Source organism: Pseudomonas sp. SB113 (assembly GCF_040754745.1).
GTDB lineage: Bacteria > Pseudomonadota > Gammaproteobacteria > Pseudomonadales > Pseudomonadaceae > Aquipseudomonas > Aquipseudomonas grimontii.
Genome location: NZ_JBFMHW010000004.1, coordinates 286,325 through 310,666 on the forward strand (window position 1 = coordinate 286,325; position 24,342 = coordinate 310,666).

Below are 24,342 nucleotides of genomic sequence, written 5' to 3' on the forward strand. Positions count from 1 at the left end.
GCGTATCTACGGACAGCTATTGATGCGCGCCGCACAGTTCCACGAGGACCTTGCGGGTTTGTTCGGGATGGTTTTCGATCATATCGATGGCCCCCGGCATGTCGTCGAAGCTGACGCGGTGGCTGATCAGTTCCCGCACCTGCAATTTGCCGCTGGCGATCAGCTCGATCACCTTTGGAAACTTGCGATTGTTCAGGCGCGATCCCACCAGCGTCAGTTCTTTCTTGATCATTTCCAGTTGCACCAGGTCGCTCGGCACGGTGTTGAAACCCAGCAGGCCGATACGCCCGGCAGGCGAGGCCAGGCGCACCATTTGCGGCATCAACGCCGGAATGCAGGCCGCATCGACGATCAGCGGCACGCCTTCGCCCTGGGTCAATTCACGCATCGTTGCTTCGACATCGACGTCCTTGCCATTGAGGGTGCGGCTGGCCCCGAGTGCCCTTGCCGCCTCCAGACGTGTATCGAGAACGTCGGTCACGGTGATATCGGTCATCCCCAGCGCACGCGCCATTTGCACCAGCGTCAGGCCAATCACGCCCGCGCCGTAGATCAACAGGCTGTCGCCCGGTTCGGGCTGCATGCGGTCCAGCACGTTAAGGGCGATGGTGTACGGTTCCACCAGCGCCGCATGGCTCAGGGACATCGAGTCCGGCAAGTGGTGGGCATTGTCTGCGGGGACACAGACTTGCTCGCTGAATCCACCGTCGCGGTGTACACCAATCACTTGCAGCCGCGTGCAGACGTTCGGTCGGTTGATTCGGCAGGGATAACAGGTGCCACAGCTGATGACCGGGTCAATGCACACGCGGTCGCCGACCTTAAGGTTCTCGACCCCCTCGCCCACTTCCCGTACCACGCCCGAGAACTCATGGCCGGTCACTCGCGGAAACCGCACAAACGCGTTTTGCCCGTGGATGATGTGCATGTCCGAGCCACAGATACCGGCGTAGGCGACGTCAACCTTGACTTCGCCAGGCGCTACTTGGGGCATCTCGACTTGCGCCAGGCCGTATTCAAAAGGGGCTCTTACTTGAAAAGCTTTCATCGGGTAACTCCTGACAGGGCGGATGGCACTCTGTGTTCTGTCGTTATCAATCAGTCGAAGCAGCGCTTACCAGTGCCAGAGCGTGCCGTCTTCCAGGCGATTGACCGGCAGGCTGGCGCGCTTGTAGGGGTATTTCGCCGCCAGGTGCTCGTCGATGTCCACGCCATGCCCCGGCGTCTCGCCGGGGGTGAAATGGCCATCTTCAAAGCGATAGGCGTGGGGAAACACTTCATCGATACGTTCGTCATGGGGCATGTGTTCCTGGATGCCGAAATTGGGCACCCAGGTGTCGAAATGCAGCGCCGCGCCCATGCACACAGGCGACAGGTCGGTGGCCCCATGGAAGCCGGTGCGTACCTGATAGAGCGCTGCAAAGTCGGCAATGCGGCGCACATGGGTGATGCCCCCGGCGTGCACCAGGGTGGCGCGGATGTAGTCGATCAACTGCTCCTGGATCAACTCGCGGCAGTCGTGAATGGAGTTGAACACTTCACCCACCGCCAACGGTGTCGTGGTGTGCTGGCGGATCAGGCGGAAGGCGGCCTGATTCTCGGCCGGGGTGCAGTCCTCCAGCCAGAACAGGTTGAAGGGTTCCACCGCTTTGCCAAGGCGCCCCGCTTCAATGGGCGTAAGGCGATGGTGCACGTCGTGCAGGATGTGCAAGTCATCGCCAAAACGCTCGCGAACGGCGGCAAACAGCTTGGGCACATGGTTCAGGTATTTGGCGGTGTCCCACACATGCTCGGCGGGCAGGTCACTGTCGGCCGGCTCATAACGCTCGCCGCTACGCTTGGCCACGCCATAGGTGGTGGCGATACCGGGAATCCCGCATTGCACGCGCACCGCCTTGTAACCCAGCTCGACATGCCGGGCGACTTCGTCCAGGCAACCTTCGATGTCCTTGCCCGTGGCATGCCCGTAGACCATCACGCGCTCGCGGCTTTTGCCACCGAGCAACTGGTACAACGGCATTTGTGCCGCCTTGGCCTTGATGTCCCACAGGGCGATGTCCACGGCCGCAATCGCGGTCATGGTCACCGGGCCACGGCGCCAGTAGGCGCCGCGATAGAGGTACTGCCAGATGTCCTCGATACGCTGGGCATCGCGACCGATCAAGGCGGGCAACACGTGCTCTTCAAGGTAGGCGACCACCGCCATTTCCCGACCGTTCAAGGTCGCATCGCCGATGCCGTAGATGCCGGAATCCGTGACGATCTTCAAGGTGATCAGGTTACGACCCGGGCAAGTCACAATGACGCGGGCTTCAATGATTTTCATAAAGTCAGGCCTCTACTGCAGAAGAATATGAAGGCATGTCCAGGCTGGGCATGGCCGCGCCAGGGATCAGCGCCCCGCGATGCTGGACGACCTGAGCCGCCAGGCGATGGCCCCAACGTGCTGCCAATGGTGGATCACCGCCTTGCAGGCGACACGACAGATACGCCGCGCTGAAGGAGTCGCCCGCCGCCGTGGTGTCGACGACGTGCTGCACCTGTTCGGCGGGCACGTCGAAACGACCGGTGGCGCACTGGATCAAGCAGGAGGCCACGCCCCGCTTAACCGCGACCTCACCTACGCCAAAACCTGCATAGGCGTGGAACAACGCCTCGGTATCGGCATACCCAAACAGCGCGGCGTCGTCCTCCCAGGTAATCAGCGCCAGGTCCGTGAGGCGCAACATGTCGCCATACGCCTGGCGCGCAGCTTGGACGTCGGGCCAAAGATGGGGACGGTAGTTGTTGTCGAAGACGATTCGCGCGCCGGCTTCGCGGGCCAGGCGCAAGGCGTGCATCAAGCGCGTTCGGCCGCTGGCGGTGAGAATCGCCAGGCTGATGCCACTCAGGTAGATGCAGTCGTAATCCGCAAGGGCCTGCAATGCGGCGCCTGCTTCAGGGCCATCGAACATGCGCCGCGCGGCCGCTTCGCCACGCCAATAGAGAAAGCGTCGTTCGCCTTGGGGGTCGGTCTGGATGAAGTACAAGCCCGGCAGGGCATCCTCGATTACGCGCACATATTGGTCGCCGAGGCCTTCGTCGCGCCACGACTGACGCATGGCGTCACTGAAGCTATCGGCGCCGATGGCGGTGATGTAGTCCGCGCAAATCCGCCCGGAGGGGGTCACTCGAGAGAGATACACCGCTGCATTGAGTGTGTCGCCGCCGAACGTCTGGCTGATCCCTGAAAAAGGGTCGCCACGCATCTCGATCATGCACTCGCCCACCAACGCCACTTTGAGCACTGGAGATGACGGGGTTCGCCCGTACTGCTCTGGTTCTACGTTCATCACTACGCGCCTTATTATTTTTAAAACGGCGTTTCATTTTAAATCATGAACCCGAGTTTAATCAGATTTCCTACATCGTCAAGAGAAATGAAACAGCGTTTTGATTCGCCAGCGTATATCCTTGGGTTTTCCGTTCCCGTTGGAGCCTTCATGGACAACAGCACCCTTCAGAACAATGAACTGGTCTCCGCCGTCGGTCGGACGATGGCCATCCTCGAAGCCCTGGCCTTGCATCCCGAGGAAAGTGGCGTGTCGGAAATCGCGCAGCAACTGGACATGTCCAAAAGCACGGTTTACCGGTTTCTACAGTCACTCAAGGCCCGTGGTTATGTGGTGCAAGATGCCGAGGACCGCTATCGGCTCAGCGTCCGGCTGTTTGAACTGGGTGCACAAGCCCTGCCCCACCTGGACATCGTCCGCGAGGCGGAACCGGGTATGCGACGCATCAACGAACTGACCGCCGAGACCGTGCATCTGGGCATTCTCGACGAAGGCAGCATCGTCTACGTGCACAAGATCGACTCCAAATACAACCTGCGCATGTACTCGCGCATTGGCCGACGTGCGCCGCTGTATTGCACCGGTATCGGCAAGGTATTGATGGCCTGGCTGGAGCAACCCGAGCTGATCGCTCATTTGCAGGAAGAAAGTTTCGAGCGCCGCACCGCCAACACCTTGACCAGCATCGAGGCCTATCTGCAAGAACTGGAAGTGGTACGCGCCCAGGGCTATGCCGAAGACCATGAAGAGTTCGAAGACAATATGCGCTGCCTGGCCGCACCGATCCGCGACCGTTTCGGCCACGTGATAGCAGGCATGAGCGTGTCCTTCCCCTGCTTTCGTTTTCGCGAAGAACTCAAGCAGGATTACGTTAACCGGCTGATGGAAGCCACCCAGCAGATTTCCAGGCAACTGGGCTGGCAGGCAAAATCGCTCGGGTAATCGAGCCCCAGTCGCCAGCGAACGTATTCGCCAGCGCCTGGGCAGGCAAACTATTTACAGCGCCGGAGGTTTAGGAAATGCGCCACGGGCGTGTTCGTAGGCCTGGGCAACGCGCAGTGCGAGGGCATCCTGGAAGCGCGGAGCAACGATCATCATGGCGACCGGCAAGCCGTCCGCAAGCCCCGCCGGGATCGACGTCGCGGGGTGCCCCGTGAGGTCAAACGGCGCGGTATTGGCGAGCATGTCCAGTGCACTGTGCACGTACTCCTCGACGGGCGCATCCGCGGCGGTCAACGGCGTGGCTACGAAAGGCATGGTGGGCATCACCAACACGTCAAAATCCTTGAATGCCTCGTCGTACTGGCGCGTCAGTTCCGGTATCAGCATCCGTGCCTTGGCGTAGTAGGCGCCATGCAGGTTTTTCAGGCTGTAGTGACCGGTCAACGCGACCGCTTGCACGCTGCTGGACAACGCATCGGCGTGTTCGCGGCGTTTTTCGCCGAAGTAACTCATGATGTCCGGATCGTAATAACCGTCGACGTTCATGCCGTAACCATTGCCCTGCAACATCTGGTACGCGGCGCCGTCAGTGGCAATCACGTTCCACAGATCCAGCGCCACGCCAGTGTGCCACGGAGCACTCGCTTCGCCGACGCTGGCGCCCAGGCTTTCAAGCTGGGCGACCGCCGCCTTGACCAGTGCATCCACCTGCGGCTCAGACATCCCAGGGATCGCAAACCCCTCTCGCAGCACGCCGATTCTCAAGCCGGCAACGCCCTGGTCCAGCGTCGCGAGGCAGTTGACCGCAGGCGGACTCTTCTGCCGGGAATCAAGCCCATCGGCCCCAGCAATGACGTCGAGCATCGCTGCCACATCGCGCACGTTATTGGCCATCGGGCCCACATGGTCGATGGTTCGCTCAATCGGAAACGCCCCGGTGTAAGGCACAAGGCCGTAAGTCGGTTTGTGCCCTACGATGCCGCTCCAGGCCGACGGCATGCGGATTGAACCGCCCTGATCGCCGCCGATGGCCATGTCGACTTGACCTAGCGCCACCAGCACCGCGCTGCCGCTGGACGAGCCGCCGCCATTGCGCGTCAGGTCCCAGGGGTTTTTAACCGGGCCGCTGGCGGAGGTAAAACTTGCCCCGGAGAAACACAAGTCTTCACACACCGACTTGCCCACCACCGTGGCCCCGGCCGCCAGCAAGCGCTTGACCACCGTGGCGTCTTCGGACGGGATATAACCGTCCAGGCTCAATGAGCCGTTAGCCATGGGCACGCCAGCCACCGACACGTTGTCCTTGATGACCACCGTCTTGCCCGCCAGCGGGCCTTGCGCCGCGCCGGCGATACGGGTTTTCACGTACCAGGCGCCGTGCAGGTTGTCGGCCTCGGCGGCTTTGTTGTATTCGCGTTCAGGCGCTTGTTGCGCGACGTTGGCCGCGTACAGCGCATCGATGGCTTCGTAGGAATTCAACGTTTCATCGGCCAGGTTGAGGAAGGCCTCCATCTGGCTATCTGTCAGGTGATAACCGTGGTCTTCGGCGGCAATCAGAAAGTCGGCTTTGCTGGGGCGTTTTACGGACATGGTGTTCTCCAAATGACGTTAAGAACCACCCGATATCGGGCGATCATTGACTCAAGCCGCCCGTGCCCACTGCACAGGTTACGGCTCGCTCCGGAGGACTCCATTGTCCACGCCGGTCGCCACGCGGTGATCCATACCTGCCAAGTGAGGCGTATGGCAAACGTCCACGCAGAAGAGGATCAAGCCCTCACAAGCTTGATGCTCAAAGGCTGTTCAGGAACAGGCTTGTCGGAATAACTCATGGGCCTTGACCAGCGCTTCGGCGATTTTTTCCACCGGTTCGCGCTTGGCCATGGCTTGATCTCGCAAGGCGTTGTAGGCATCGGTCTCCGACATGCCCTTGGTTTCGATAAGGATTATTTTCGCCTGCTGCACGGTGCGCATGACCGCCATGCGCCCTTCCAGGCGCTTGACGTGCCGTTCCCGTTCGCGGGCCTTGCGTGACTGACTCAGCGTGATCGCCAAAGCGGTCAGCAACCCGAACGACTTCACGGGCGAAGGAATGACAGAGCAAGCGTTCAACTGCACCAATGCCTCGACGATGATTGGGTTCTCATAGGCAATCACCGGAATGATCGGCGGCGTGCTCGCATGCAGCAGCCATGGCGTGTTGGTCGACAGGCTTTCCGGCGACACCGCCAACACGATCACGTCCGCCTCGGCGCTCAAGCGCTCCGGGATCGGCCATTGCACACGCACCTGACAACCGATGCGCTGCAACTGCTCGATCAGGTTGCGTCCATCCTCGTCATCCGGGTGCATCACCAATACGCTGACGTCGCGCAGGTCCTTGATGCCTGTCGCGCTGTCGTTGCGCAGGCGTTTCTTGGCGGCGCGCAAGGTCATGGACGTCTCCCCACCGAGCCGGACCACTCATTGAAATTGGGTGCAATGGCATATGGGTCAGGCTTGAGTGCCGTCTGGCTCTCGTAAAGGATGTCGAATTGGCCCTCGACGTTGGCCCGGCCAATCCGCGAAAACAGGTACGTGTGGTGATTGTTGGCATCGACCCGAATGCGTCCTTGTGGCGCTTCGAATTCCAGCCCGCGCATGGCCTGCAGCACATCCTCCACTTGCGTGCTGCCAGCTCGAACGATCGCCTTGGCCAGCAAGTGCACCTGAAAGTACGCCGCCTCCCAGCAACGGTCAGTGACCTGGTGTTGACCAAACAGCTCGCGGTATTGGGCGATGCATTGGCGGTTGGTCGGCGTGTCCACCGACTGAAAATACGTAGCCGCCGAAATATGCCCTGCGCCCAGGTGAACCCCCATTTGCTGAATGTCGGTTTCACTGGTCGTCAGGCTGGCAATCGGCATCACCGAGGGGTCAAAGCCCGCGTCGGCGTAAGCCTGGTACAAATGCCCCATGGTTTCGCCGACGACCGTCGAGAAAATAAACGAGGGCTTGAGCTCCCTGGCCTTGACCATCAGCTTGGCAAAATCTTCCGGACGCGCGTTTTTCAGCGGCAGGTAATACTCGCCCAGCTTGGTGCCGCCACGCTCGTACAACAGGTCGCTCATCAAGCGATTGGTTTCGTACGGGTAGACATATTCGGAACCGATCATCAACACGCGATTGCCAAAGTTGTCGAGCATGTAATTGCCCAGCGGCAAGGCATTGTGATTCGGTGTGGCGCCGGTGTAGATGATATTGCGCGAGTACTCGAAACCTTCGTAATACACCGGGTACAGCAACAGCGCGTCGTAGCGCTCGACAATCGGCAGTGCCGCCTTGCGTGCAGCCGAGGTGTAGCAACCAAAGAAAAACCGCAAGTGTTCTTCGCGGATCAGCGATTCGATGTGCATGGCGTACAGTGCGGGCGTTGAATCGGGGTTGCGGGTAATCAACTGCAGCGGGCGACCATCGACCCCGCCTGCCGCATTGATCTGCGCAATTGCGAACTGCGCGCCGCGCATCGTCGAGCCCTCGGCAGCCGCCGTGACACCGGTATCGGAAAACAGACCGCCTATGCGGATCGACTGGTCAACCATGCCTATAAACCTTGTTCAACGTGAGAAAAGACACCCGCTCGTGGAGGGATGGGGGTCTGGAGGCCTGCGCAAAAAATGATTGAGCGAGACGCCGTGTAACGCAACGGCTGCTCTCAGGCGGGTTGTGCCTGGGGCTGGCGCGACAACACTGTCAGGGCCAGTCATGCGAGGGGCCTTCCACACCTGCCGAGGATGGGCGTGTGACAAGGGACCCTGCGAGGGTGTTGCCTGTCGCTCATGCAGATAGTGGGCCACACGCAATGGGCAACTGCACGCGTGGCGCCGGCCGGTTTCAATCCTTGCCTTGGAGCCAACCCATGCCCCTCACACGCTCACGGTATTGGTGCATTTATCCTGCATTCGCGCCAAAGCAGCGCAGGCCAGCGACACACGGCAATAGATGCAGGCGTCACTCGCACGCCCCTTCAACTGCCCGGAAAACGCCCTAGTCGCAATTGGCACTGCCCTTGCTATAACTCTCCTGAGACATCGCGCCAGCTGTTTGCCCTACGCCCCCTTGGCAAGTAGGGAAGCACCTCGCGTACGACTGGATCGGACACAGCTGTCCCGCCAGATTCGGCACAAGAAGCCTGATTTCCCGACTATTGGTTTAGCCGGGATGTCGGGCTTTTTTTATTCCTGGAGAGAAGTGAATGCACAACGACAAACGCCGTTTGATCAAGCATGCCCTGTTGCTGGGCGCCTTCAGCCTGTTGCCGTTTTCCCTGGTCAGCCAGGTGCAGGCAGCAGAGACCGTGAAGGTCGGCATCATCCACTCGCTGACCGGCACCATGGCCATCAGTGAGGCCTCGGTGGTGGATGCGGAAAAACTCGCCATCGACGAAATCAACGCCAGCGGTGGCGTGCTCGGCAAGACCATCGATCCGATCGTCGAGGACGGTGCCAGCGATTGGCCGACCTTCGCCGAAAAGGCGCGCAAGCTGTTGGAAAACGATCACGTCGTCGCCACGTTCGGCGCCTTCACCTCGGCGTCGCGTAAAGCCGTGTTGCCGGTGTTCGAACGCAACAAGGCGTTGCTGTATTACCCGACGTTCTATGAAGGCCTGGAAAAATCCCCGGCCATCATCTACACCGGCGCCGAAGCCTCGCAGCAAACCCTGGCAGCCGTCAGCTGGTTGATGGCCAACAAAGGCAAGACCGTCTACCTGGTGGGCTCGGACTACATCTGGCCACGCACCACCAACAAGCTGGCGCGAGCGTCGGTGACCAAGCAGGGTGGGGCCATCGTGGGTGAGGATTACCTGCCCCTGGGCAATATCGAGTTCTCCTCGGTGATCAACAAAATCAAGGCCGCCAAGCCCGACATCGTGCTGTCGACCATCGTCGGTGGCTCAAACGTGGCGTTCTACAAACAGCTCAAGGCCGCCGGCATCGACAGCAGCAACCAGACGCTGATGGCGCTGGCCGTCACCGAGGAAGAAGTCACCGGCATCGGCGCCGAAAACCTCACCGGATTTCTCACCTGCATGAGCTACTTCCAGAGCCTGAAAAACCCGGTCAACGAGAAATTCGTCGCCGCCTTCAAGGCCCGCTATGGCGAGAAGCGCGTGGTCGGCGACCCGATGGCTGCTGCCTACACCGCCGTGTACCTGTGGAAGAAAGCCGTGGAAAAAGCCGGCAGTTTTGACGTCCCGGCCGTGATCGCCGCGTCCTCGGAGCTGACCCTCGACGCGCCGGAAGGCGAGGTCAAAGTCCACAAGGACAACCACCACCTGTGGAAGCGCGCGCGCATCGGCACCCTCAACGCCCAGGGCCAGGTTGACGTGATCTACGAGTCCGCGCCCATCGAACCCAACCCTTTCCCGAAACTGTGATGCAGGGTCGGGCGCGATCTGACTCGCGCCCTCTCCCGCCCACGCGGTCCGCCAACGTGCAGCGACAGGTAGCGACGCAATGACTTTCGATATTTTGGTGATGCAGGTCTTCAGCGGGTTCTCGCTGTTCTCGGTGTTGGTGCTGATGGCCCTGGGGCTGACCATCGTGTTTGGCCTGATGGGCGTAATCAACATGGCCCACGGCGAGTTGATGGCGATGGGGTCGTACATGACCTACGTCACGTCCGTGGTGTTTGCGCGCTACTTCCCCGACTACATGGGCTGGTATTTCGTGATCGGCATCGGCGTGGCCTTCGTCGTGACCTTCGCGTTTGGTTTCCTGCTCGAGCGCTGCTTTATTCGCTTCATGTACAACCGCCCGCTCGACACGCTCCTGGCGACCTGGGGCCTGTCGCTGGTGCTGCAGCAGGTGTTTCGCCAGGTCTTCGGCCCCAAGGAAGTCAGCGTGCCCACGGTGCAATGGCTGCAAGGCGCGTGGAAGATCAGCGAAGGCCTGGAACTGCCGCTCAATCGGATTTTCATCATCGGCCTGACACTGGTGATCGCCGGCGCCGTGTTTGTGTTTTTGTACCGCAGCCGCTGGGGTTTGCGCATTCGCGCGGTCACCCAGAACCGCGCCATGGCCGGGGCGGCCGGCATTAACACCGCCCGTGTCGATGCGGTCACGTTTGCCCTGGGCTGCGGGCTGGCCGGGATCGCCGGCAGCTCGTTCACCATGCTGGCCTCGACCGGCCCGGTGAGCGGCCAGCAGTACTTGGTCGATACCTTCATCGTCGTGGTGTTTGGCGGGGTGGAGAGTTTGCTGGGCACCTTCTTGTCGGCCTTCGCCATCGGCCAGACGCAGATTTCGCTGGAATACCTCACCACCGGTTCCATGGCCAAAGCCATCACGCTGCTGGTGGTGATCGTGCTGCTGTTCTTCCGCCCCAACGGCTTGTTCGCCGCGAAAGTGAGACGCTGAGATGAACGACATGACTGAGACGCCCCCCACTCGCTCCAACACCTCGACGCCGACCACCCGCCGGCTGCGCGCCGGGTTGCTGCCATTGCTCGAGCGCCACAGCCTGATCTGGCTGTCGCTGCTGTTGCTGGTGATATTGCCCCTGAGCCTGGGCGACTTTCGCCTGGGCCTGGCCGGCAAATACCTGAGCCTGGCATTCTGCGCCGTGGGCATGGTGATGATCTGGGGGTACGGCGGGATACTCAGCCTGGGTCAGGGCATCTTCTTTGGCCTTGGCAGCTACATGATGGCGATGTATCTGAAACTGGAAGCCACGGCCACCGACGAAGCCGCGAGCGCGCTCGCCGCCTTCTACGGCTCGGCGTTGCCGGACTTCATGATCTGGAACAGCGTCGACGCACTGCCCTGGTGGTGGAAGCCTTTCGAGTCAGCGACATTCACCTTTGCGGCGATCCTCATCCTCCCGGCATTGCTCGCATTTGTGTTCAGCTACGCGTACTTCAAGAAGCGCGTAGGCGGCGTGTACTTCTCGATCATCACCCTGTCGTTGGCAGCGATCATGTCAATCATGATCATCGGCCAGCAAGGCTACACCGGCGGGGTCAACGGCCTGACCGACTTTAAGACCGCCTTTGGCCTGAGCCTGCAAACGCCTCAGACGCCCTGGATTCTGTACCTGATCACCAGCCTGCTGCTGCTGGGCTGCGTGGCATTGTGCGGGTTCATCCTGCGCAGCCGGCTGGGCAAAGTGGTGGTGGCGATCCGTGACCGTGAGGACCGCGTACGGTTTTCCGGCTACAACACGGCGCTGTTCAAAGCGTTCATCTTTGCCGTGGCGGCGCTGATCTCGGCGCTCGGCGGGGTGATGTTCACCCTGCAGGTCGGCCTCGCGTCGCCGTCGCTGGTAGGCATCATCCCCTCGACCGAAATCGTCATTTACGCAGCCCTCGGCGGGCGTCTGTCGCTGGTCGGTGCGGTGTACGGCACGTTGTTGATTGGCGTGGCCAAAACCTACCTGTCGGAAAATTTCGTCAACTTCTGGCAGTACTTCATCGGTTTCCTGTTCATGGGCGTGGTGCTGTTCTTGCCGACCGGGCTGGCCGGCTTGCTGCAACGCCTTGGCCACAACAACCAGGAGGTGCAGTCATGAGCGGGATGTTGCTGAGTGTCGAAGACCTCACGGTGTCGTTCGACGGATTCAAGGCAGTCGACAGCCTTAATTTCTATGTCGAAGAAAACCAGGTGCACGTGGTGATCGGTCCTAACGGCGCGGGCAAGACCACCCTGCTTGACATGATCTGCGGCAAAACCCGCCCGAGCGCCGGCAGCATCCGTTTCAAGGACCTGCAACTGGCCAACATGATCGAGTACCAGATCACCCGCGCGGGCGTTGGGCGCAAGTTCCAGAACCCTTCGGTGTATGAAGACCTCACCGTGCGCGAGAACCTCGACATCTCATCGCCGGGCAAACGCGGCATTTTCAACTGCCTGTTCGCCCGTAAAGACCCGGCCCTGCAAGCAGAAATCGAGCAGACCGCCGAGATGATTTTCCTGCAGGACCAACTGGGGCGCAAAGCCGGGCTGTTGTCCCACGGGCAAAAGCAGTGGCTGGAGATCGGCATGCTGCTGATGCAGCGCCCGGAACTGTTACTGCTGGACGAGCCGGTGGCCGGCATGAGTGCAGGCGAGCGGGAAAAGACCGCCGGCCTGCTCAAGCGCATCGCCAAGGGCCGCGCCATGGTGATCATCGAGCACGACATGGAGTTCGTGAAGTCAGTGGCTGACAAAGTCACCGTCCTGCACCAGGGCAAGACCCTGGCCTACGGCTCGATGGATCAGGTGCAAAACGATCCTCGCGTCATCGACGTCTACCTGGGGCACTGAGCATGCTGAGCGTCAATAACCTGAACGTGTATTACGGCGACAGCCATGTGCTGCGCAACCTCGACCTGACCCTCGCACCGGCCGAATCCCTGGCGATCATGGGTCGCAACGGCATGGGCAAGACCACCCTGCTCAGAAGCCTGGTGGGCATGCTGCCGGCGCGTAGCGGCAGCATCACGCTGGCGGGCCGGGAACTCACCGCCAGCAAGAGCTATGAGCGGGTCGCCGCCGGGGTGGGCTTCGTGCCGCAGGGGCGGATGATTTTTCCGTACCTGACGGTGGAGGAAAACATCCTCACGGGCATGCAAGGCGCCCCCGCCGCGCCGATTCCCGACTACATCTACGAGTACTTTCCGGTGCTGTTCGAAATGCGTCGACGCAAGGGCGGCAACCTCTCCGGCGGCCAGCAACAACAGCTGGCGATTGCCCGCGCGCTGGTCTCCAACCCCAAAGTGTTGATCCTGGATGAGCCGACCGAGGGCATTCAGCCGTCGATCATCAAGGACATCGCCCGGGCCCTGAACCTGCTGAAAAAAGAACGGGGATTTTCGCTGATCGTCTCCGAACAGGTGCTGTCGTTTGCGATGGCGGTGGCCGACCGTTACCTGATCATCGAGAAAGGCGAGTTCGTGCACAGCGAGGTCCGCGAAACCGTCGACCGCGAGCGCATCCTGCGCTACCTGACCATCTGAAACCGGACCTGGGAGCACACACCATGTTGATCCTCGACCGTATTCTGGGCCAGGCCAGCGACCCTGCCCTCGCCGACCGTTTGCATGACCTCAGCCACGCAGGCCTGGTCGAAACCCTCAGCCTGTCGGCCAGCGACATTCAGCGTCATCGCCTGCGCCTGGCCAGTGATCGCGGCACCGACTGTGCGATTCGGCTGGAGCGCCATCAGCAGCTGCGTAACGGCTCGGTGCTGATGCTCGACGGTCAGCGCGCCATCGTCGTGCACATGCAGGACGTGCACTTTCTCGACCTGCAACCGCGGGACGCTGCCGCCGCGCTGGAGCTGGGGTATTTCGCCGGCAACATGCACTGGGCCGTGCGCTTTGCAGGCACTGCGTTACGGATCCCGCTGAATGGCCCGGAGGCCGACTACCTCGAGCGTCTGGCGCCGCTGCTCGCGGACGGCCGGGTGCTGCGCCTATGAACGCCGCACCGGCCGAGTTGCGCAGCAGCCTGTTGGCACTGCAACAGGCCGACAGTTTTTTCCCTGGTGGTGCGGTTGCCTGGTCATGGGGCCTGGAAACGCTGGTGGCCGATGCGCGCCTGGGGCAGAACGCCGCGATGACCGACCCCGTCCCTGTCAGGCGCCGTCAGCGCGGCCTGCAGAATGATCGCAGCGTTCAGGTGCGGGCCTTCGTCGAAGGTCAATTGCGCCATCGCTGGAACAGTTTTGACCGGGTGTTTTTATGCGCCGCCTGGCATGCAGCGGCTGACCTCGCCACCCTGATGGACCTGGACAGTCACATCGAGGCCCTGACCCTGGCCGAGGAACTGCGCCAAGGCTCACGTCGCGTCGGCCAATCGTTGCTGGGCGTGCATGTCGCGCTCGGTACCCCCGGCGCTGCCGCTTACCAGCAACACGTGCTCGCCCGGGCAACGCCGGGGCATTTGCCGGTGTTGCAAGGGCTGCTGTGGCAACAACTCGGCATGCAACTCGAGCACTGCCAACTCGCCGCCGCCCATGGGCTGTGCACCGGATTGGTCAGTGCCGCTGTGCGCCTGGGCGTAATGGGGCATGTGGATGCGCAGCGGGTGCTCACCGACATCCAGCCCTTGCTGCTGCAACTGCTGGCTCAGGCGCCACTCACCCTCGACGACGCCAGCGGCTTCACACCCATGGCCGAGATCGCCGTGATGCGGCACGAAACCCAGGACCTCCGTCTTTTCGCCAATTGAGGTGGCGGGCACGAAAACGCCTGCTGCCGACACAGGAGCTTGAACATGCTGCTGACGCCCACCGAACTTGAGCGGCTGACGCTATACACCGCCGCCGAACTTGCGCGCAAACGCCGCACCAAAGGGCTGCGCCTGAACTTTCCGGAAGCCTCGGCGCTGATTGCCGATGAAATCCTCGAAGGCGCCCGTGAGGGTCGCAGCGTGGCCGAGCTGATCGGTTTCGGCTCGACACTCCTCAACACTGACGACGTCATGCCCGGCGTGGCCGATCTGCTGCCGGTGCTGCAGGTGGAAGGTACGTTCCCCGATGGCACCAAACTGGTCACCGTGCATCAGCCGATTCGACCCGGGCAGTTGCCGTTGGCCGTCATGCCGACGCCTGGGGAAATCATCTCGCCCGAGGGCGATATACAACTCAACAGCGGTCGCCCCACGACCACCGTACGGGCCATCAATACCGGCGACCGGCCGGTGCAAATCGGCAGTCACTACCACTTTTTCGAAGTCAACAAGGCGCTGGATTTCCCCCGCACCGCCGCCTTCGGCATGCACCTGGACATTCCCGCGGGCACCGCCGTACGTTTTGAGCCGGGGGAGCTGCGCGAAGTGCAGCTGGTGCAATTCGGCGGCACGGGGGACATCTACGGTTTCAGCGGTTTGACCAATGGCAACCTGCACGATCCGGCCTGCAAAGCCATCGCGCTTGATCGAGCCCGCGCACAACAGTTCAAGGGGGCGTGACCCATGGCAACAATGACGCGCAAGGAATACGCCGCGATGTACGGCCCCACCACCGGCGACGCGGTGCGCCTGGGGGATACGTCGCTGCTGGCCGAGGTGGAATTCGACTACGCGGTGCCCGGCGATGAATGCCTGCACGGCGGCGGCAAGACCCTGCGCGACGGCATGGGCCTGATGCCGGGGCATGACAGCGCAGACGGCGCGCTGGACATGCTGATCTGCAACGCGCTGATCATCGACCCGGTGATCGGCATCGTCAAAGGCGACATCGGCATCAAGGACGGCAAGATCGTGGCCATCGGCAAGGCCGGCAATCCGCAGGTCATGGACGGTGTCCATCCGCAATTGATCTGCGGCGTCGCAACCACCGTGCGCGACGCAGAAGGCCTGATCGTCACGCCGGGCGGGATCGACGTGCACGTGCATTTCGACTCGGCGCAACTGTGCGATCACGCGCTGGCGGCGGGCCTGACGACGCTGATCGGCGGCTCGCTCGGGCCGATTACCGTGGGGATCGACTGCGGCGGCGAATGGAACGTCGGCAAGATGCTGCAGGCCTCTGAAGCCTGGCCAATCAATTTCGGCTTTCTCGGCAGGGGCAATTCCAGCAAGCCGGAATCGCTGCTCGGCCAACTGCGCGGTGGCTGCCTGGGATTGAAGATCCACGAGGACTGGGGCGCGATGCCCGCCGTGATCGATACCTGCCTCAAGGTCGCCGATGAATACGACTTCCAGGTGCAGTTGCACACCGACACCCTGAATGAATCGGGCTTTCTCGAAGACACCTTGGCCGCCATCGGCGACCGCACGATCCACATGTACCACACCGAAGGTGCAGGTGGTGGCCACGCCCCGGACATCATCAGCGTGGCGGGAAAAGCCAACTGCATCCCCTCCTCGACCAACCCGACCAATCCGTACACCGTCAACACCTTCGACGAACACCTGGACATGATCATGGTCTGCCATCACCTCAATCCGGACGTGCCGGAAGACGTGGCGTTCGCGGAGTCCAGAGTGCGTCCGCAAACCATCGCCGCCGAAGACATCCTGCACGACACCGGGGCGATTTCGATCCTCGGCTCCGACAGCCAGGGCATGGGGCGCATCAACGAGGTGATCTGCCGCACCTGGCAACTGGCCTCGAAGATGAAAGACCAACGCGGCCGTCTACCGGAAGAAAAAACCGGATTGGGCGACAACGAACGCATCAAGCGTTACATCGCCAAGTATACGATCAACGCTGCGCGGGTGTTCGGCATCGACAGTTACATCGGCTCGCTGGAGCCGGGCAAGATCGCCGACCTGGTGCTGTGGCGCCCGGCCTTTTTTGGCGTCAAGCCGGAGCTGGTGGTCAAGGGCGGGTTTATCGTGCACGGCGTGATGGGCGACTCGGCAGCCTCGCTGTACACCTGCGAGCCGCTGATCATGCGCCCGCAATGGGGGGCCTTTGGTGAGGCCAAACAGGCACTGTCGGTGAATTTCGTCAATCGCCTTGCGGTGGAGGCCGATACCGCTGAGAAACTGGGCCTGAAAAAAGCCCTGTTGCCGGCCTTCGGCACCCGCACGCTGCGCAAGTCCGACATGTTGCACAACGACGCCTGCCCGGACATTCGCGTCGACCCCCAGACCTTCGATGTGTACGCCGACGGTGAGCGCCTGACCTGCGAGCCGGTCAGCGAAGTGCCCCTGGCCCAGCGCTACATGCTGCGCTGATCACAGCCAATAAAAGGAACCTGCTAATGAGCACTGCATTCAACGCCGCACCGCAGCCGCAACCCCACCCCGGCGCCGCGCGCGTCGGGATCGGCGGCCCGGTCGGCTCGGGCAAGACTCGCCTGCTGGAGCAACTGATTCCGCGCTTCATCGCGCGCGGCACCGAGCTGGCCATCATCACCAACGACCTGGCGACCCGCGAGGACGCCGAACGCGTGCAGCGCAGCGGCCTGATCGACCCACAACGGGTGCTCGCGGTGGAAACCGGCGCCTGCCCGCACACGGCGATCCGCGAAGACCCGACGCTGAACCTGCAAATGGCCGACGAGCTGGAAGCGCGATTCGAGAACCTGGACCTGATCCTGATTGAGTCCGGCGGCGATAACCTGGCCTCGACCTTCTCGTTGGATCTGGTGGATTACTGGATCTTTGTCATTGATGTCGCCGGCGGCGATGACATCCCGCGCAAACGAGGGCCCGGCGTGTTGAGCTGTGATCTACTGGTGGTCAACAAATATGATCTGGCGCCCTATGTGGGCGTGGATCTGCCACGCATGCGTCGCGAGTCAGCCGAAGCCCGCAACGGCCGGCCCGTGCTGTTCACCAACTGCGCGACGGGTGACGGGGTCGACGCGGTCGTCGACGCCATCAGCCGCGCCGTGTTGTTTGACCGACCATGAACGCGCCGCAGGAACTGTTTCACCCGTTGATTGCACCGCCCAAGGCATCCTCGCAGGTGCAGGCCCGGATTGCCTTCAGCAAAGCGCCGTCCGGCGCCAGTTATATCAGCGAACAGCGCGTGGGCTATCCCTTTCATCTGGGCCGCACCCTGAAGCTGCCCGACGACCCGAAAGGCATGGCCGCCGTGTATGTGCAGTCTTGCTCGGGCGGGATTTTCGCAGGGCAGGATTTGCAGATGTACCTGCATGCCGGGCCGGACACTCAAGTCCATGTCAGCACTGGCGCGGCGACGGTAGCGCACAGCATGCTCGAACAATCGGCACGCCAGGTCGTCAGCCTCACCGCCGAACGCGGAGCATTACTGGAATACCTGCCAATGGCGACGATCCTGTTTCCCCAGGCAAAACTGCACAGCCAGGTGAGGGTGAATCTGCACCCGGGCGCCAGGGTGATGCTGTGCGACGCGTTTTGCCTGCACACCCCTCAAGACAGTGCCGGCCTCTTCGATGTCTACCGCGCCGACCTGGAAGTGCGCTGCCCGGCAGGCCGGTTACTCGCTGGTGATCGCCTGGCGCTGAACGGCCAAGACCTGCTGCGGCAATTACCGGGCGTCAGCCATGCCTTCCAGACCCTGGCGACATTTATGCTCGTGGGTCAGGGTTTGCCTGTCGAAGCGCTGAAAACCGCCTTGCGCAATGCCCTGCCCACTCACCCCAACTGCTACCTGGGTGTCAGCGCATTGCCCAACGATTGCGGGATTTCATTACGCATCATGACCCTTGATGCCGTGTCACTGCGCAGCAGCCTTCATAAAGCCTGGGCGTGTGTGCGTAAGCATCTGACCGGCGTGGCACCGCGTATGCGTCGCAAATGAGTGCGGCGTCCAACAGCGCATCACCGCCTTTACGCTGACGAATATCCAGATAAAACAGGACTAGCAATAGACGACATCATACGAGCGCATTTAAACAACTAATATTCGTCCTGAATATTCAATTACCCTTTAAGCAATCACTCATTTCCTGCGCGCTGATTACAATCCTTTATCTGTGCAATAAGAAGTTTTACTCAACTAAAAAGCATAATTTATTGACATAAATAGAGCAGAACTAAAGACTCACCTCCTGTCATACGACGACATATAACCAATAATAAAAAGGTGATCTTACTTATGCTGAAGGACCTTCTGAGGTTGTACTTCCTGGCCCTCAAAGTGCTGATCGTTGCGTGCCTGGTGGGCATCACCGGGCTGATATTCGCCAACGTCGTGTTGCGCTACGGCTTTAATTCCAGCCTGTTCTTCAGTGAAGAACTTGCCAGGCTGGCCTTCGTCTGGCTGGTCTTCGCCGGTTCTCAACTCATGCTGCACGAGAATGGGCATATCGGCGTCGATATACTTACCAGCCGCGCTTCGCCCAACGTCGCCAAGTACCTGTTGACCCTGACCTACTTGCTCATGCTGTTCGCCACCGGGCTGTTCCTTCAGGGCAGTTGGAAACAGACGTTGATCAACTTGCCTGTCGGGGCACCTTCCACAGGTATATCCATGGGCTTGTTCTATGGCGCCGGCTTGGTATTTTCGATTTTTAGTACCGTTCTGTTGTGCGCCCAATTGTTCAAGCACCTGGCCACACCGGCCGGCGCGTCGCTGTCCTCCAGCGCACAGGGGGTACTTAAATAATGGCCCTGGGCGTATTTGTCGGCGTGCTGATGGCCGCCATTCTTGTAGGTGTGCCGATTGCCTACGCATTGATTCTCTGCGGCGTCGCCCTGATGTGGCTGCTGGGACTGTTCGATGGCCAGATCATTGCGCAGAACATCATCAACTCAGCAGGCAGCTTCCCGTTGCTTGCCATTCCTTTGTTCATTATTGCCGGCGAGGTGATGAACAGTGGCGGCCTCTCCAAGCGCATCATCAACCTTGCAATTTCCCTGGTCGGGCACCTGCGAGGCGGCCTGGGTTACGTCACTATCTTTGCCGGCGTATTGCTTTCCAGCCTGTCCGGTTCGGCCCTGGCCGACGCTGCATCACTGACAGCGCTGCTGCTGCCGATGATGGTGATCGCAGGCTATAACCGTAATCGATCCGGTGGCCTGATCGCCTCGGTATCGGTGCTGGGCTCGATCATTCCACCGAGCATTGGCTTTGTCGTGCTGGGGGTCGCCTCAGGGTTATCGATCACCAAATTGTTCCTGGCGGGCATCGCCCCCGGCTTGATGATTGCCATGGCACTGGTCATCGCCTGGTGGTGGGTATCGCGCCGCGACAACGACGTAAAACTGAGCCCGAAGGCCTCCGGCAAAGCGCGCACAAAGGCTTTCGTCGACAGCCTATGGGCGCTCATGTTGCCGGTCATTATCGTCGCCGGCTTGCGCTTCGGCGTGGTGACGCCAACCGAAGCCGGGGCAGTGGCTAGTGTCTACGCGCTGCTGGTGTCAGTGCTGATCTACCGCGAACTCAGCATGAAGTCACTCGGCGAGCTCTTGCTGCGTGCAGGCAAGACCACAGCCGCCGTGATGTTCCTGGTGGCAGCGGCGTCGATCCCGGCCTGGATGATTACTCTCGCGGACATCCCGGGACAAATCATCGAGCTCATTCAGCCGGTCATGGACAACCCAAAATTGCTGATCGTGGTGCTGATGCTGCTGATTCTGGTGGTCTCCATGGTCATGGACCTGACGCCTACCGTCTTGCTGCTGGCACCGATCCTCGTTCCCGTGGTCACCGCCGCGAATATCGACCCGATCTACTTCGGCGTGCTGTTCATGATCAATTGCTCCATCGGCTTGATAACACCGCCCGTGGGCACGGTGCTCAACGTGGTGTGTGGCATCGGCAAGATGCGTTACGAGGCCTTGCTCAAAGGCACCTTCCCGTTTCTGATCGCCGAAATCATCGTGCTCTTCCTGCTGGTGATATTCCCTGAACTGGTCACCGTACCGGCGCAATGGTTCGCCCACTGAAACGTCAAACAATAAAAAGGAACAACCATGAAAAACCACCTGAGCGCGATGATTGCCCTGATGCTGGCCAGCAGCATGAGCTTCGCCGCCGATTACAACGCCCGCACCATCAAGTTCGCGGCAACCAGCCCAAAAGGCACACCCCCCGCTATCGGCATGGAACTGTTCGCGAAAAAAGTCGATGAGCGCAGCGGCGGCAAGATCAAGGTTCGCACCTTCCCCAATGGCGTGCTGGGCGGCGACGTCCAGGTGCTCTCATCGTTGCAGGGCGGGGTGGTGGAAATGATGACCTGGAACGCCGGCCTGATGCTCAATCACGTGACCGACTTCGGTATCCTCGATTTCCCGTTCATCTACACCGACACCGCCAAGGTCGACGCCATGCTCGATGGCGAAGTCGGCAAGATGCTGATCGACCAGTTGCCGGAGAAGAAACTGGTAGGCCTGGCATTCTGGGAGCTGGGCGTACGCAACCTGACCAATAACGTGCGGCCGGTGCAGAAGCTGGAAGACTTCGCCGGCCTGAAGATCCGCGCCCAACAATCGCCGTTGTTCCTGGATGTGTGGTCGGCGCTGGGGGCGAACCCGACGCCCCTGCCCTTCACCGAAGTTCACACCGCACTTGAAACCCACACCGTGGACGGCCAGGAAAACCCGGCGGCGTTGATTTTGGCCTCCAAGTTCAATGAAGTGCAGAAGTACCTGAGCCTGACTCGGCACAACTACAACCCGCAAATCGTGCTGATCGGCAAACCCTTCTGGGACACATTGACTCAGGACGAGAAAACACTGCTCACCGAAGTCGCTCTCGAAGTGCGGATTGAACAGCGCCAGATCTCACGCGCCGCCGACAGCAAGGCGATCGCCGAGCTGGAAAAATCCGGTATGACGGTCAACGAACTGCCAGCCGAAGAGACCGCGCGTATTCAGCAAAAAGTCCGCCCGGTGATTGAAAAATATGCGGCACAAATCAACCCTGAACTGGTGAAAAAAGTCTACCAGGCCGTGGATTTCCATCCCCAATAACAGCAATTGCCACGCGCTCGGCATGGCGCCGAGCGTCTTCTCTCATCCACGCCAACCTATAAAAACGAGGACGCACATCCATGAAAATTTCCGTCGCACAGATGCACCCGGTTGAGGGCAACCCGACGCAAACCATCGAAAAAGTCGCTGCACTGTCGCGCCAGGCCGCAGGCGAAGGGTCGCGCCTGATTGCCTTTGCCGAATGCCTGTTAACCGGCGGCTCGTTCGACAGCCGGGAAGACCTGGAAAAAGGCGCCATCCGCCTGGATGCACTCGAGCCTCTGTTGAAGGTGACCGCTGAAACCGGCATCCACCTGGTCGTTGGCTTCTACGAGAAACAGTCCGAGTCGATCTTCAACACGGCCGCACTGATCGGTCCAAAAGGCATCATCGGGCTGCATCGCAAACGCCACCTGCCGTTCATGATCGGCGACCGTTTCACGGACCGCCCTGAGGAATGGACACCGCCGGTATTCGCCACCGACATCGGCCGCATCGGCTTGGCAATCTGCTACGAGATCCGCTTCCCTGAAGTCATCCGGACCTTGGCGCTGGAGGGTGCCGATATCGTGATCCTGCCGGCAGCCTGGCCAGAGCAGGCGCGCCTGCTGCCGGATATTTTCAGTACCGTGCGCGCCGCTGAAAACATCGTCTACTTCGTCGCGCCGAACCGTAACGACATGGACGCAGGCATGCAGTTTATCGGCATGAGCCACATCATCGAACCCTCCGGCAAAACCCTGGTACGCGCCGGCGAGGAAGACGGCATTTTCAGCGCCGACATCGACCTGGCCAAGGCACGTGACAAGTCGTTGATCCGTGATCCCGGCGTGTTCGAGATTCACCCCTTTCGCGACCGACTGCCGGAAACCTACCGCCTCTGAAGCGCCCGTCACCGATAACCCTGGGTCAGGTAATTGCAATGCACACACACATCGCCTCACTGAAAAATCGAATGGCAGCTGGACCGACATTCGGGATGAATATCTACAGCACGTCTTGCATGGCCATTGAAGTCGCAGGCAACTGGGGGCTGGACTTCGTTTTTATCGATGCCGAACACACCGCGCTGGGTGTCGATAGCGACATGGAGAAATTGATCCTGGCGGCCCACCACGCGCGCATCCATAGCCTGGTTCGCGTACGTGGCACCCTTGAATGGGACATTCGCAAAGCGCTGGAAATGGGCGCCTCGGGGGTGATCGTGCCCCAGGTGCACAATGCCGCGCAGATGCGCGACATCATCCGCTGCAGCAAATTTCCACCGTTTGGACGGCGCGGCGGTGACAGCTCGGTTCGCTCAGCGAACTACGCAGGCCCCGGTTTTGACTGGAGCAATTACACCCAGGCGGAAAATGCCCGCAGCGTGATTGTGCCTATGGCCGAGAGCTTTGAGTTTTTCGATAACATTGATGACATTCTCGACGTCGAAGGCATTGATGCCGTGCATTTCGGCCCGGCCGATTATTCGTTGTCACGCCAGTTGCCGGTGGACTATCGATTGGGCAATCCAGAAGTGCAGGATCGCCTCGCGCTATTGATCGAAAAGTGTCATCAACGATCGATTCAGGTCATGGTGCCGTGCTTTCCGGCAGACGCAGAAACGTGCGAGCAGCTTTTGAAAATGGGCGGCGACATGTTGCTGATGGGTAGCGACCTTTCATGGCTGAACCGAGCCGGGCAACAGATCACCGAGATTCAAAAGTTGGTACTGGCGCGCTAAGCCCAACGGCAACGCTATAAACAACGCACAAAAAATAAAAGCCTAAGTAATTTTATTACTGAGGCTTTTATTACAGCACCTGCACGTCGTTAGTTCACCAAAAAGTTCTGACGTAACAGGGTTGCGCGGGTGAGCGCCACCAACTCATCAAGTTGCACATCAGGCCGCTCAGTCACATAAGACAAACAAAATCTTGCCGGTTCTATCGGCGGATTACAGGGTAGTATTTTCAGCAAATCTACCGCCAACATGTCGCGAATCAACGGTACCGGAAGAATACCAATCGCGTAACCGGCGGCGATCATCTTCGCAATAAACGCCAGTGAGTTACTGGAATGAAAAGCCTCGGACACATTACCTCCCTCTTTCAGCCACCGCTCGACCACAGAGTACAAAGTCGAAGGCGCGGAATGGGTCACGATGGGGTGAGCGCAAGCGTGTTCCGGCAGGAAGGTATCCCCTTCAATATCCAACTGCGCGGCGGCCACCCATTGGAAAGTCATCCATCCTAGAAAGATGTCGGTCACTTCATCCTTCGTGGTCGGATTGGTCAAAAGCGCCAGGTCCAGCTCGTGATCATTGAGCTTCTGATTCAGCGCCGCCCCCACATCGATAGTGATTTCAAGGGTGATTTCCGGGAAGTGCGCCTTGATTTCGGCAATCACCGCCGTCAGGCCAACCATCGCCGAGCACTCATCGGCACCGACGCGCAATCTGCGATTATGTTTTTGCTTGGCCGCGAACTGCTCCAACTTGACACTGTTGTTAAGCGCCAACTCCGCATGTTGCAGAGCGATCAGGCCATCGGCGGTAATAATCATACGTTGCTTGCTGCGATCAAATAGTTTCACGCTCAATAAAGACTCCATCTCCCGAATACGTGAAGAGATGGCAGGTTGGGTTAGATGAAGATGTCGAGACGCCGCGTGCACGCCTCCTAACCGGGCTGTCCAATAGAATGCCTCGATCTGCATCAGGGTAATTCGCATGATAAAAATTGTCCTGGGCTGGTCTCGTTGATTTTTAT

General features: G+C 60.3%; 24 protein-coding genes. 17 read left to right on the forward strand and 7 right to left on the reverse strand.

Translation table 11 applies throughout. From position 1 onward, the window contains the following. Window positions 1-16: 16 nt before the first annotated feature. The 3 genes from AB1462_RS07820 to AB1462_RS07830 form a co-directional block, all read right to left on the reverse strand. The gene (locus AB1462_RS07820) at window positions 17-1,048 is read right to left on the reverse strand and encodes a Zn-dependent oxidoreductase (RefSeq protein ID WP_367246530.1); all 1,032 of its coding nucleotides are present in this window, start codon (window positions 1,046-1,048) and stop codon (window positions 17-19) included. Between the two features lie 66 nt (window positions 1,049-1,114). Then, window positions 1,115-2,326: a D-mannonate dehydratase ManD gene (gene manD, locus AB1462_RS07825; protein WP_315337689.1), complete on the reverse strand. Its 1,212-nt coding sequence runs from the start codon at window positions 2,324-2,326 to the stop codon at window positions 1,115-1,117. 4 nt (window positions 2,327-2,330) lie between these two features. Then, window positions 2,331-3,332 carry a sugar kinase gene (locus AB1462_RS07830; protein WP_367246532.1) on the reverse strand — a complete coding sequence of 334 codons (1,002 nt, stop codon included), beginning with the start codon at window positions 3,330-3,332 and terminating at the stop codon, window positions 2,331-2,333. 150 nt (window positions 3,333-3,482) lie between these two features. Between AB1462_RS07830 and kdgR the strand changes: the two genes are divergently transcribed. Beyond that, window positions 3,483-4,274 carry a DNA-binding transcriptional regulator KdgR gene (gene kdgR / locus AB1462_RS07835; RefSeq protein WP_315337687.1) on the forward strand — a complete coding sequence of 264 codons (792 nt, stop codon included), beginning with the start codon at window positions 3,483-3,485 and terminating at the stop codon, window positions 4,272-4,274. Between the two features lie 54 nt (window positions 4,275-4,328). Here the strand turns inward: kdgR and AB1462_RS07840 are convergent, their stop codons facing one another. The 3 genes from AB1462_RS07840 to AB1462_RS07850 form a co-directional block, all read right to left on the reverse strand. Beyond that, window positions 4,329-5,864: an amidase gene (locus tag AB1462_RS07840; protein ID WP_367246534.1), complete on the reverse strand. Its 1,536-nt coding sequence runs from the start codon at window positions 5,862-5,864 to the stop codon at window positions 4,329-4,331. A gap of 213 nt (window positions 5,865-6,077) precedes the next feature. Next, entirely contained in the window at window positions 6,078-6,710 is a 633-nt protein-coding gene (locus AB1462_RS07845) for an ANTAR domain-containing response regulator (RefSeq protein WP_090404594.1), read from the reverse strand. Further along, window positions 6,707-7,855, reverse strand: a complete 1,149-nt coding sequence (locus tag AB1462_RS07850; RefSeq protein ID WP_090404597.1) for a transporter substrate-binding domain-containing protein — start codon at window positions 7,853-7,855, stop codon at window positions 6,707-6,709. Before AB1462_RS07850 ends, AB1462_RS07845 begins: the two co-directional genes overlap by 4 nt. Before the next feature lie 653 nt (window positions 7,856-8,508). Here AB1462_RS07850 and urtA point away from each other — a divergent pair. The 16 genes from urtA (at window position 8,509) to AB1462_RS07930 (ending at window position 23,315) form a co-directional block, all read left to right on the forward strand. Then, entirely contained in the window at window positions 8,509-9,690 is a 1,182-nt protein-coding gene (urtA, locus tag AB1462_RS07855) for an urea ABC transporter substrate-binding protein (RefSeq protein WP_259194073.1), read from the forward strand. 79 nt (window positions 9,691-9,769) lie between these two features. Then, window positions 9,770-10,672 (forward strand): urea ABC transporter permease subunit UrtB, encoded by a 903-nt coding sequence (gene urtB, locus AB1462_RS07860; protein ID WP_090404603.1) that lies wholly within the window; start codon window positions 9,770-9,772, stop codon window positions 10,670-10,672. Window position 10,673: 1 nt separating this feature from the next. Further along, window positions 10,674-11,822, forward strand: a complete 1,149-nt coding sequence (urtC, locus tag AB1462_RS07865) for an urea ABC transporter permease subunit UrtC (protein WP_367246537.1) — start codon at window positions 10,674-10,676, stop codon at window positions 11,820-11,822. Further along, window positions 11,819-12,556, forward strand: coding sequence for an urea ABC transporter ATP-binding protein UrtD (gene urtD, locus AB1462_RS07870; protein ID WP_090404609.1), 738 nt, complete (start codon window positions 11,819-11,821; stop codon window positions 12,554-12,556). The genes urtC and urtD overlap by 4 nt, the downstream gene beginning before the upstream one ends. Window positions 12,557-12,558: 2 nt before the next feature. Beyond that, the gene (urtE, locus tag AB1462_RS07875) at window positions 12,559-13,248 is read left to right on the forward strand and encodes an urea ABC transporter ATP-binding subunit UrtE (protein ID WP_090404613.1); all 690 of its coding nucleotides are present in this window, start codon (window positions 12,559-12,561) and stop codon (window positions 13,246-13,248) included. A gap of 23 nt (window positions 13,249-13,271) precedes the next feature. After that, window positions 13,272-13,712, forward strand: coding sequence for an urease accessory protein UreE (gene ureE / locus AB1462_RS07880; RefSeq protein WP_065947803.1), 441 nt, complete (start codon window positions 13,272-13,274; stop codon window positions 13,710-13,712). Continuing rightward, window positions 13,709-14,464 (forward strand): urease accessory UreF family protein, encoded by a 756-nt coding sequence (locus AB1462_RS07885; protein WP_323146692.1) that lies wholly within the window; start codon window positions 13,709-13,711, stop codon window positions 14,462-14,464. Before ureE ends, AB1462_RS07885 begins: the two co-directional genes overlap by 4 nt. A 45-nt stretch (window positions 14,465-14,509) precedes the next feature. Next, window positions 14,510-15,205, forward strand: a complete 696-nt coding sequence (locus tag AB1462_RS07890; RefSeq protein WP_065926078.1) for an urease subunit beta — start codon at window positions 14,510-14,512, stop codon at window positions 15,203-15,205. 3 nt (window positions 15,206-15,208) lie between these two features. Next, on the forward strand, window positions 15,209-16,921 hold the full coding sequence (gene ureC, locus AB1462_RS07895; RefSeq protein WP_367246540.1) for an urease subunit alpha: 1,713 nt from the start codon (window positions 15,209-15,211) through the stop codon (window positions 16,919-16,921). A 26-nt stretch (window positions 16,922-16,947) separates the two neighbouring features. Then, the gene (gene ureG, locus AB1462_RS07900; protein WP_027603381.1) at window positions 16,948-17,601 is read left to right on the forward strand and encodes an urease accessory protein UreG; all 654 of its coding nucleotides are present in this window, start codon (window positions 16,948-16,950) and stop codon (window positions 17,599-17,601) included. Continuing rightward, on the forward strand, window positions 17,598-18,476 hold the full coding sequence (locus tag AB1462_RS07905) for an urease accessory protein UreD (RefSeq protein ID WP_367246542.1): 879 nt from the start codon (window positions 17,598-17,600) through the stop codon (window positions 18,474-18,476). The genes ureG and AB1462_RS07905 overlap by 4 nt, the downstream gene beginning before the upstream one ends. Window positions 18,477-18,773: 297 nt before the next feature. Further along, window positions 18,774-19,283: a TRAP transporter small permease gene (locus tag AB1462_RS07910; RefSeq protein WP_259194079.1), complete on the forward strand. Its 510-nt coding sequence runs from the start codon at window positions 18,774-18,776 to the stop codon at window positions 19,281-19,283. Further along, complete coding sequence (locus AB1462_RS07915) at window positions 19,283-20,566, forward strand: TRAP transporter large permease subunit (protein ID WP_259194080.1); 1,284 nt, start codon at window positions 19,283-19,285, stop codon at window positions 20,564-20,566. Before AB1462_RS07910 ends, AB1462_RS07915 begins: the two co-directional genes overlap by 1 nt. A 27-nt stretch (window positions 20,567-20,593) precedes the next feature. Then, window positions 20,594-21,592 (forward strand): TRAP transporter substrate-binding protein, encoded by a 999-nt coding sequence (locus tag AB1462_RS07920; protein WP_259194082.1) that lies wholly within the window; start codon window positions 20,594-20,596, stop codon window positions 21,590-21,592. Between the two features lie 80 nt (window positions 21,593-21,672). Next, window positions 21,673-22,476, forward strand: coding sequence for a carbon-nitrogen hydrolase family protein (locus AB1462_RS07925; RefSeq protein ID WP_259194083.1), 804 nt, complete (start codon window positions 21,673-21,675; stop codon window positions 22,474-22,476). Window positions 22,477-22,514: 38 nt separating this feature from the next. Then, window positions 22,515-23,315: an HpcH/HpaI aldolase/citrate lyase family protein gene (locus AB1462_RS07930; protein ID WP_367246545.1), complete on the forward strand. Its 801-nt coding sequence runs from the start codon at window positions 22,515-22,517 to the stop codon at window positions 23,313-23,315. Between the two features lie 89 nt (window positions 23,316-23,404). Here AB1462_RS07930 and AB1462_RS07935 read toward each other — a convergent pair whose 3' ends face one another. Next, window positions 23,405-24,304, reverse strand: coding sequence for a LysR family transcriptional regulator (locus tag AB1462_RS07935; RefSeq protein WP_259194085.1), 900 nt, complete (start codon window positions 24,302-24,304; stop codon window positions 23,405-23,407). Between the last annotated feature and the right edge of the window lie 38 nt (window positions 24,305-24,342).

Excerpts from the sequence above, each read along its gene's own strand:
- AB1462_RS07905 (WP_367246542.1), top strand. The coding sequence starts at position 17,598 with ATGAACGCGCCGCAGGAACTGTTTCACCCGTTGATTGCACCGCCCAAG.
- AB1462_RS07920 (WP_259194082.1), top strand. The coding sequence starts at position 20,594 with ATGAAAAACCACCTGAGCGCGATGATTGCCCTGATGCTGGCCAGCAGC.
- AB1462_RS07910 (WP_259194079.1), top strand. The coding sequence starts at position 18,774 with ATGCTGAAGGACCTTCTGAGGTTGTACTTCCTGGCCCTCAAAGTGCTG.
- ureG (WP_027603381.1), top strand. The coding sequence starts at position 16,948 with ATGAGCACTGCATTCAACGCCGCACCGCAGCCGCAACCCCACCCCGGC.
- kdgR (WP_315337687.1), top strand. The coding sequence starts at position 3,483 with ATGGACAACAGCACCCTTCAGAACAATGAACTGGTCTCCGCCGTCGGT.
- AB1462_RS07850 (WP_090404597.1), bottom strand. The coding sequence starts at position 7,855 with ATGGTTGACCAGTCGATCCGCATAGGCGGTCTGTTTTCCGATACCGGT.
- AB1462_RS07840 (WP_367246534.1), bottom strand. The coding sequence starts at position 5,864 with ATGTCCGTAAAACGCCCCAGCAAAGCCGACTTTCTGATTGCCGCCGAA.
- urtE (WP_090404613.1), top strand. The coding sequence starts at position 12,559 with ATGCTGAGCGTCAATAACCTGAACGTGTATTACGGCGACAGCCATGTG.
- AB1462_RS07885 (WP_323146692.1), top strand. The coding sequence starts at position 13,709 with ATGAACGCCGCACCGGCCGAGTTGCGCAGCAGCCTGTTGGCACTGCAA.
- AB1462_RS07925 (WP_259194083.1), top strand. The coding sequence starts at position 21,673 with ATGAAAATTTCCGTCGCACAGATGCACCCGGTTGAGGGCAACCCGACG.
- AB1462_RS07935 (WP_259194085.1), bottom strand. The coding sequence starts at position 24,304 with ATGCGAATTACCCTGATGCAGATCGAGGCATTCTATTGGACAGCCCGG.
- AB1462_RS07830 (WP_367246532.1), bottom strand. The coding sequence starts at position 3,332 with ATGAACGTAGAACCAGAGCAGTACGGGCGAACCCCGTCATCTCCAGTG.
- ureC (WP_367246540.1), top strand. The coding sequence starts at position 15,209 with ATGGCAACAATGACGCGCAAGGAATACGCCGCGATGTACGGCCCCACC.
- AB1462_RS07845 (WP_090404594.1), bottom strand. The coding sequence starts at position 6,710 with ATGACCTTGCGCGCCGCCAAGAAACGCCTGCGCAACGACAGCGCGACA.
- AB1462_RS07930 (WP_367246545.1), top strand. The coding sequence starts at position 22,515 with ATGCACACACACATCGCCTCACTGAAAAATCGAATGGCAGCTGGACCG.
- urtB (WP_090404603.1), top strand. The coding sequence starts at position 9,770 with ATGACTTTCGATATTTTGGTGATGCAGGTCTTCAGCGGGTTCTCGCTG.
- urtA (WP_259194073.1), top strand. The coding sequence starts at position 8,509 with ATGCACAACGACAAACGCCGTTTGATCAAGCATGCCCTGTTGCTGGGC.
- ureE (WP_065947803.1), top strand. The coding sequence starts at position 13,272 with ATGTTGATCCTCGACCGTATTCTGGGCCAGGCCAGCGACCCTGCCCTC.
- AB1462_RS07890 (WP_065926078.1), top strand. The coding sequence starts at position 14,510 with ATGCTGCTGACGCCCACCGAACTTGAGCGGCTGACGCTATACACCGCC.
- manD (WP_315337689.1), bottom strand. The coding sequence starts at position 2,326 with ATGAAAATCATTGAAGCCCGCGTCATTGTGACTTGCCCGGGTCGTAAC.
- urtD (WP_090404609.1), top strand. The coding sequence starts at position 11,819 with ATGAGCGGGATGTTGCTGAGTGTCGAAGACCTCACGGTGTCGTTCGAC.
- AB1462_RS07915 (WP_259194080.1), top strand. The coding sequence starts at position 19,283 with ATGGCCCTGGGCGTATTTGTCGGCGTGCTGATGGCCGCCATTCTTGTA.
- AB1462_RS07820 (WP_367246530.1), bottom strand. The coding sequence starts at position 1,048 with ATGAAAGCTTTTCAAGTAAGAGCCCCTTTTGAATACGGCCTGGCGCAA.
- urtC (WP_367246537.1), top strand. The coding sequence starts at position 10,674 with ATGAACGACATGACTGAGACGCCCCCCACTCGCTCCAACACCTCGACG.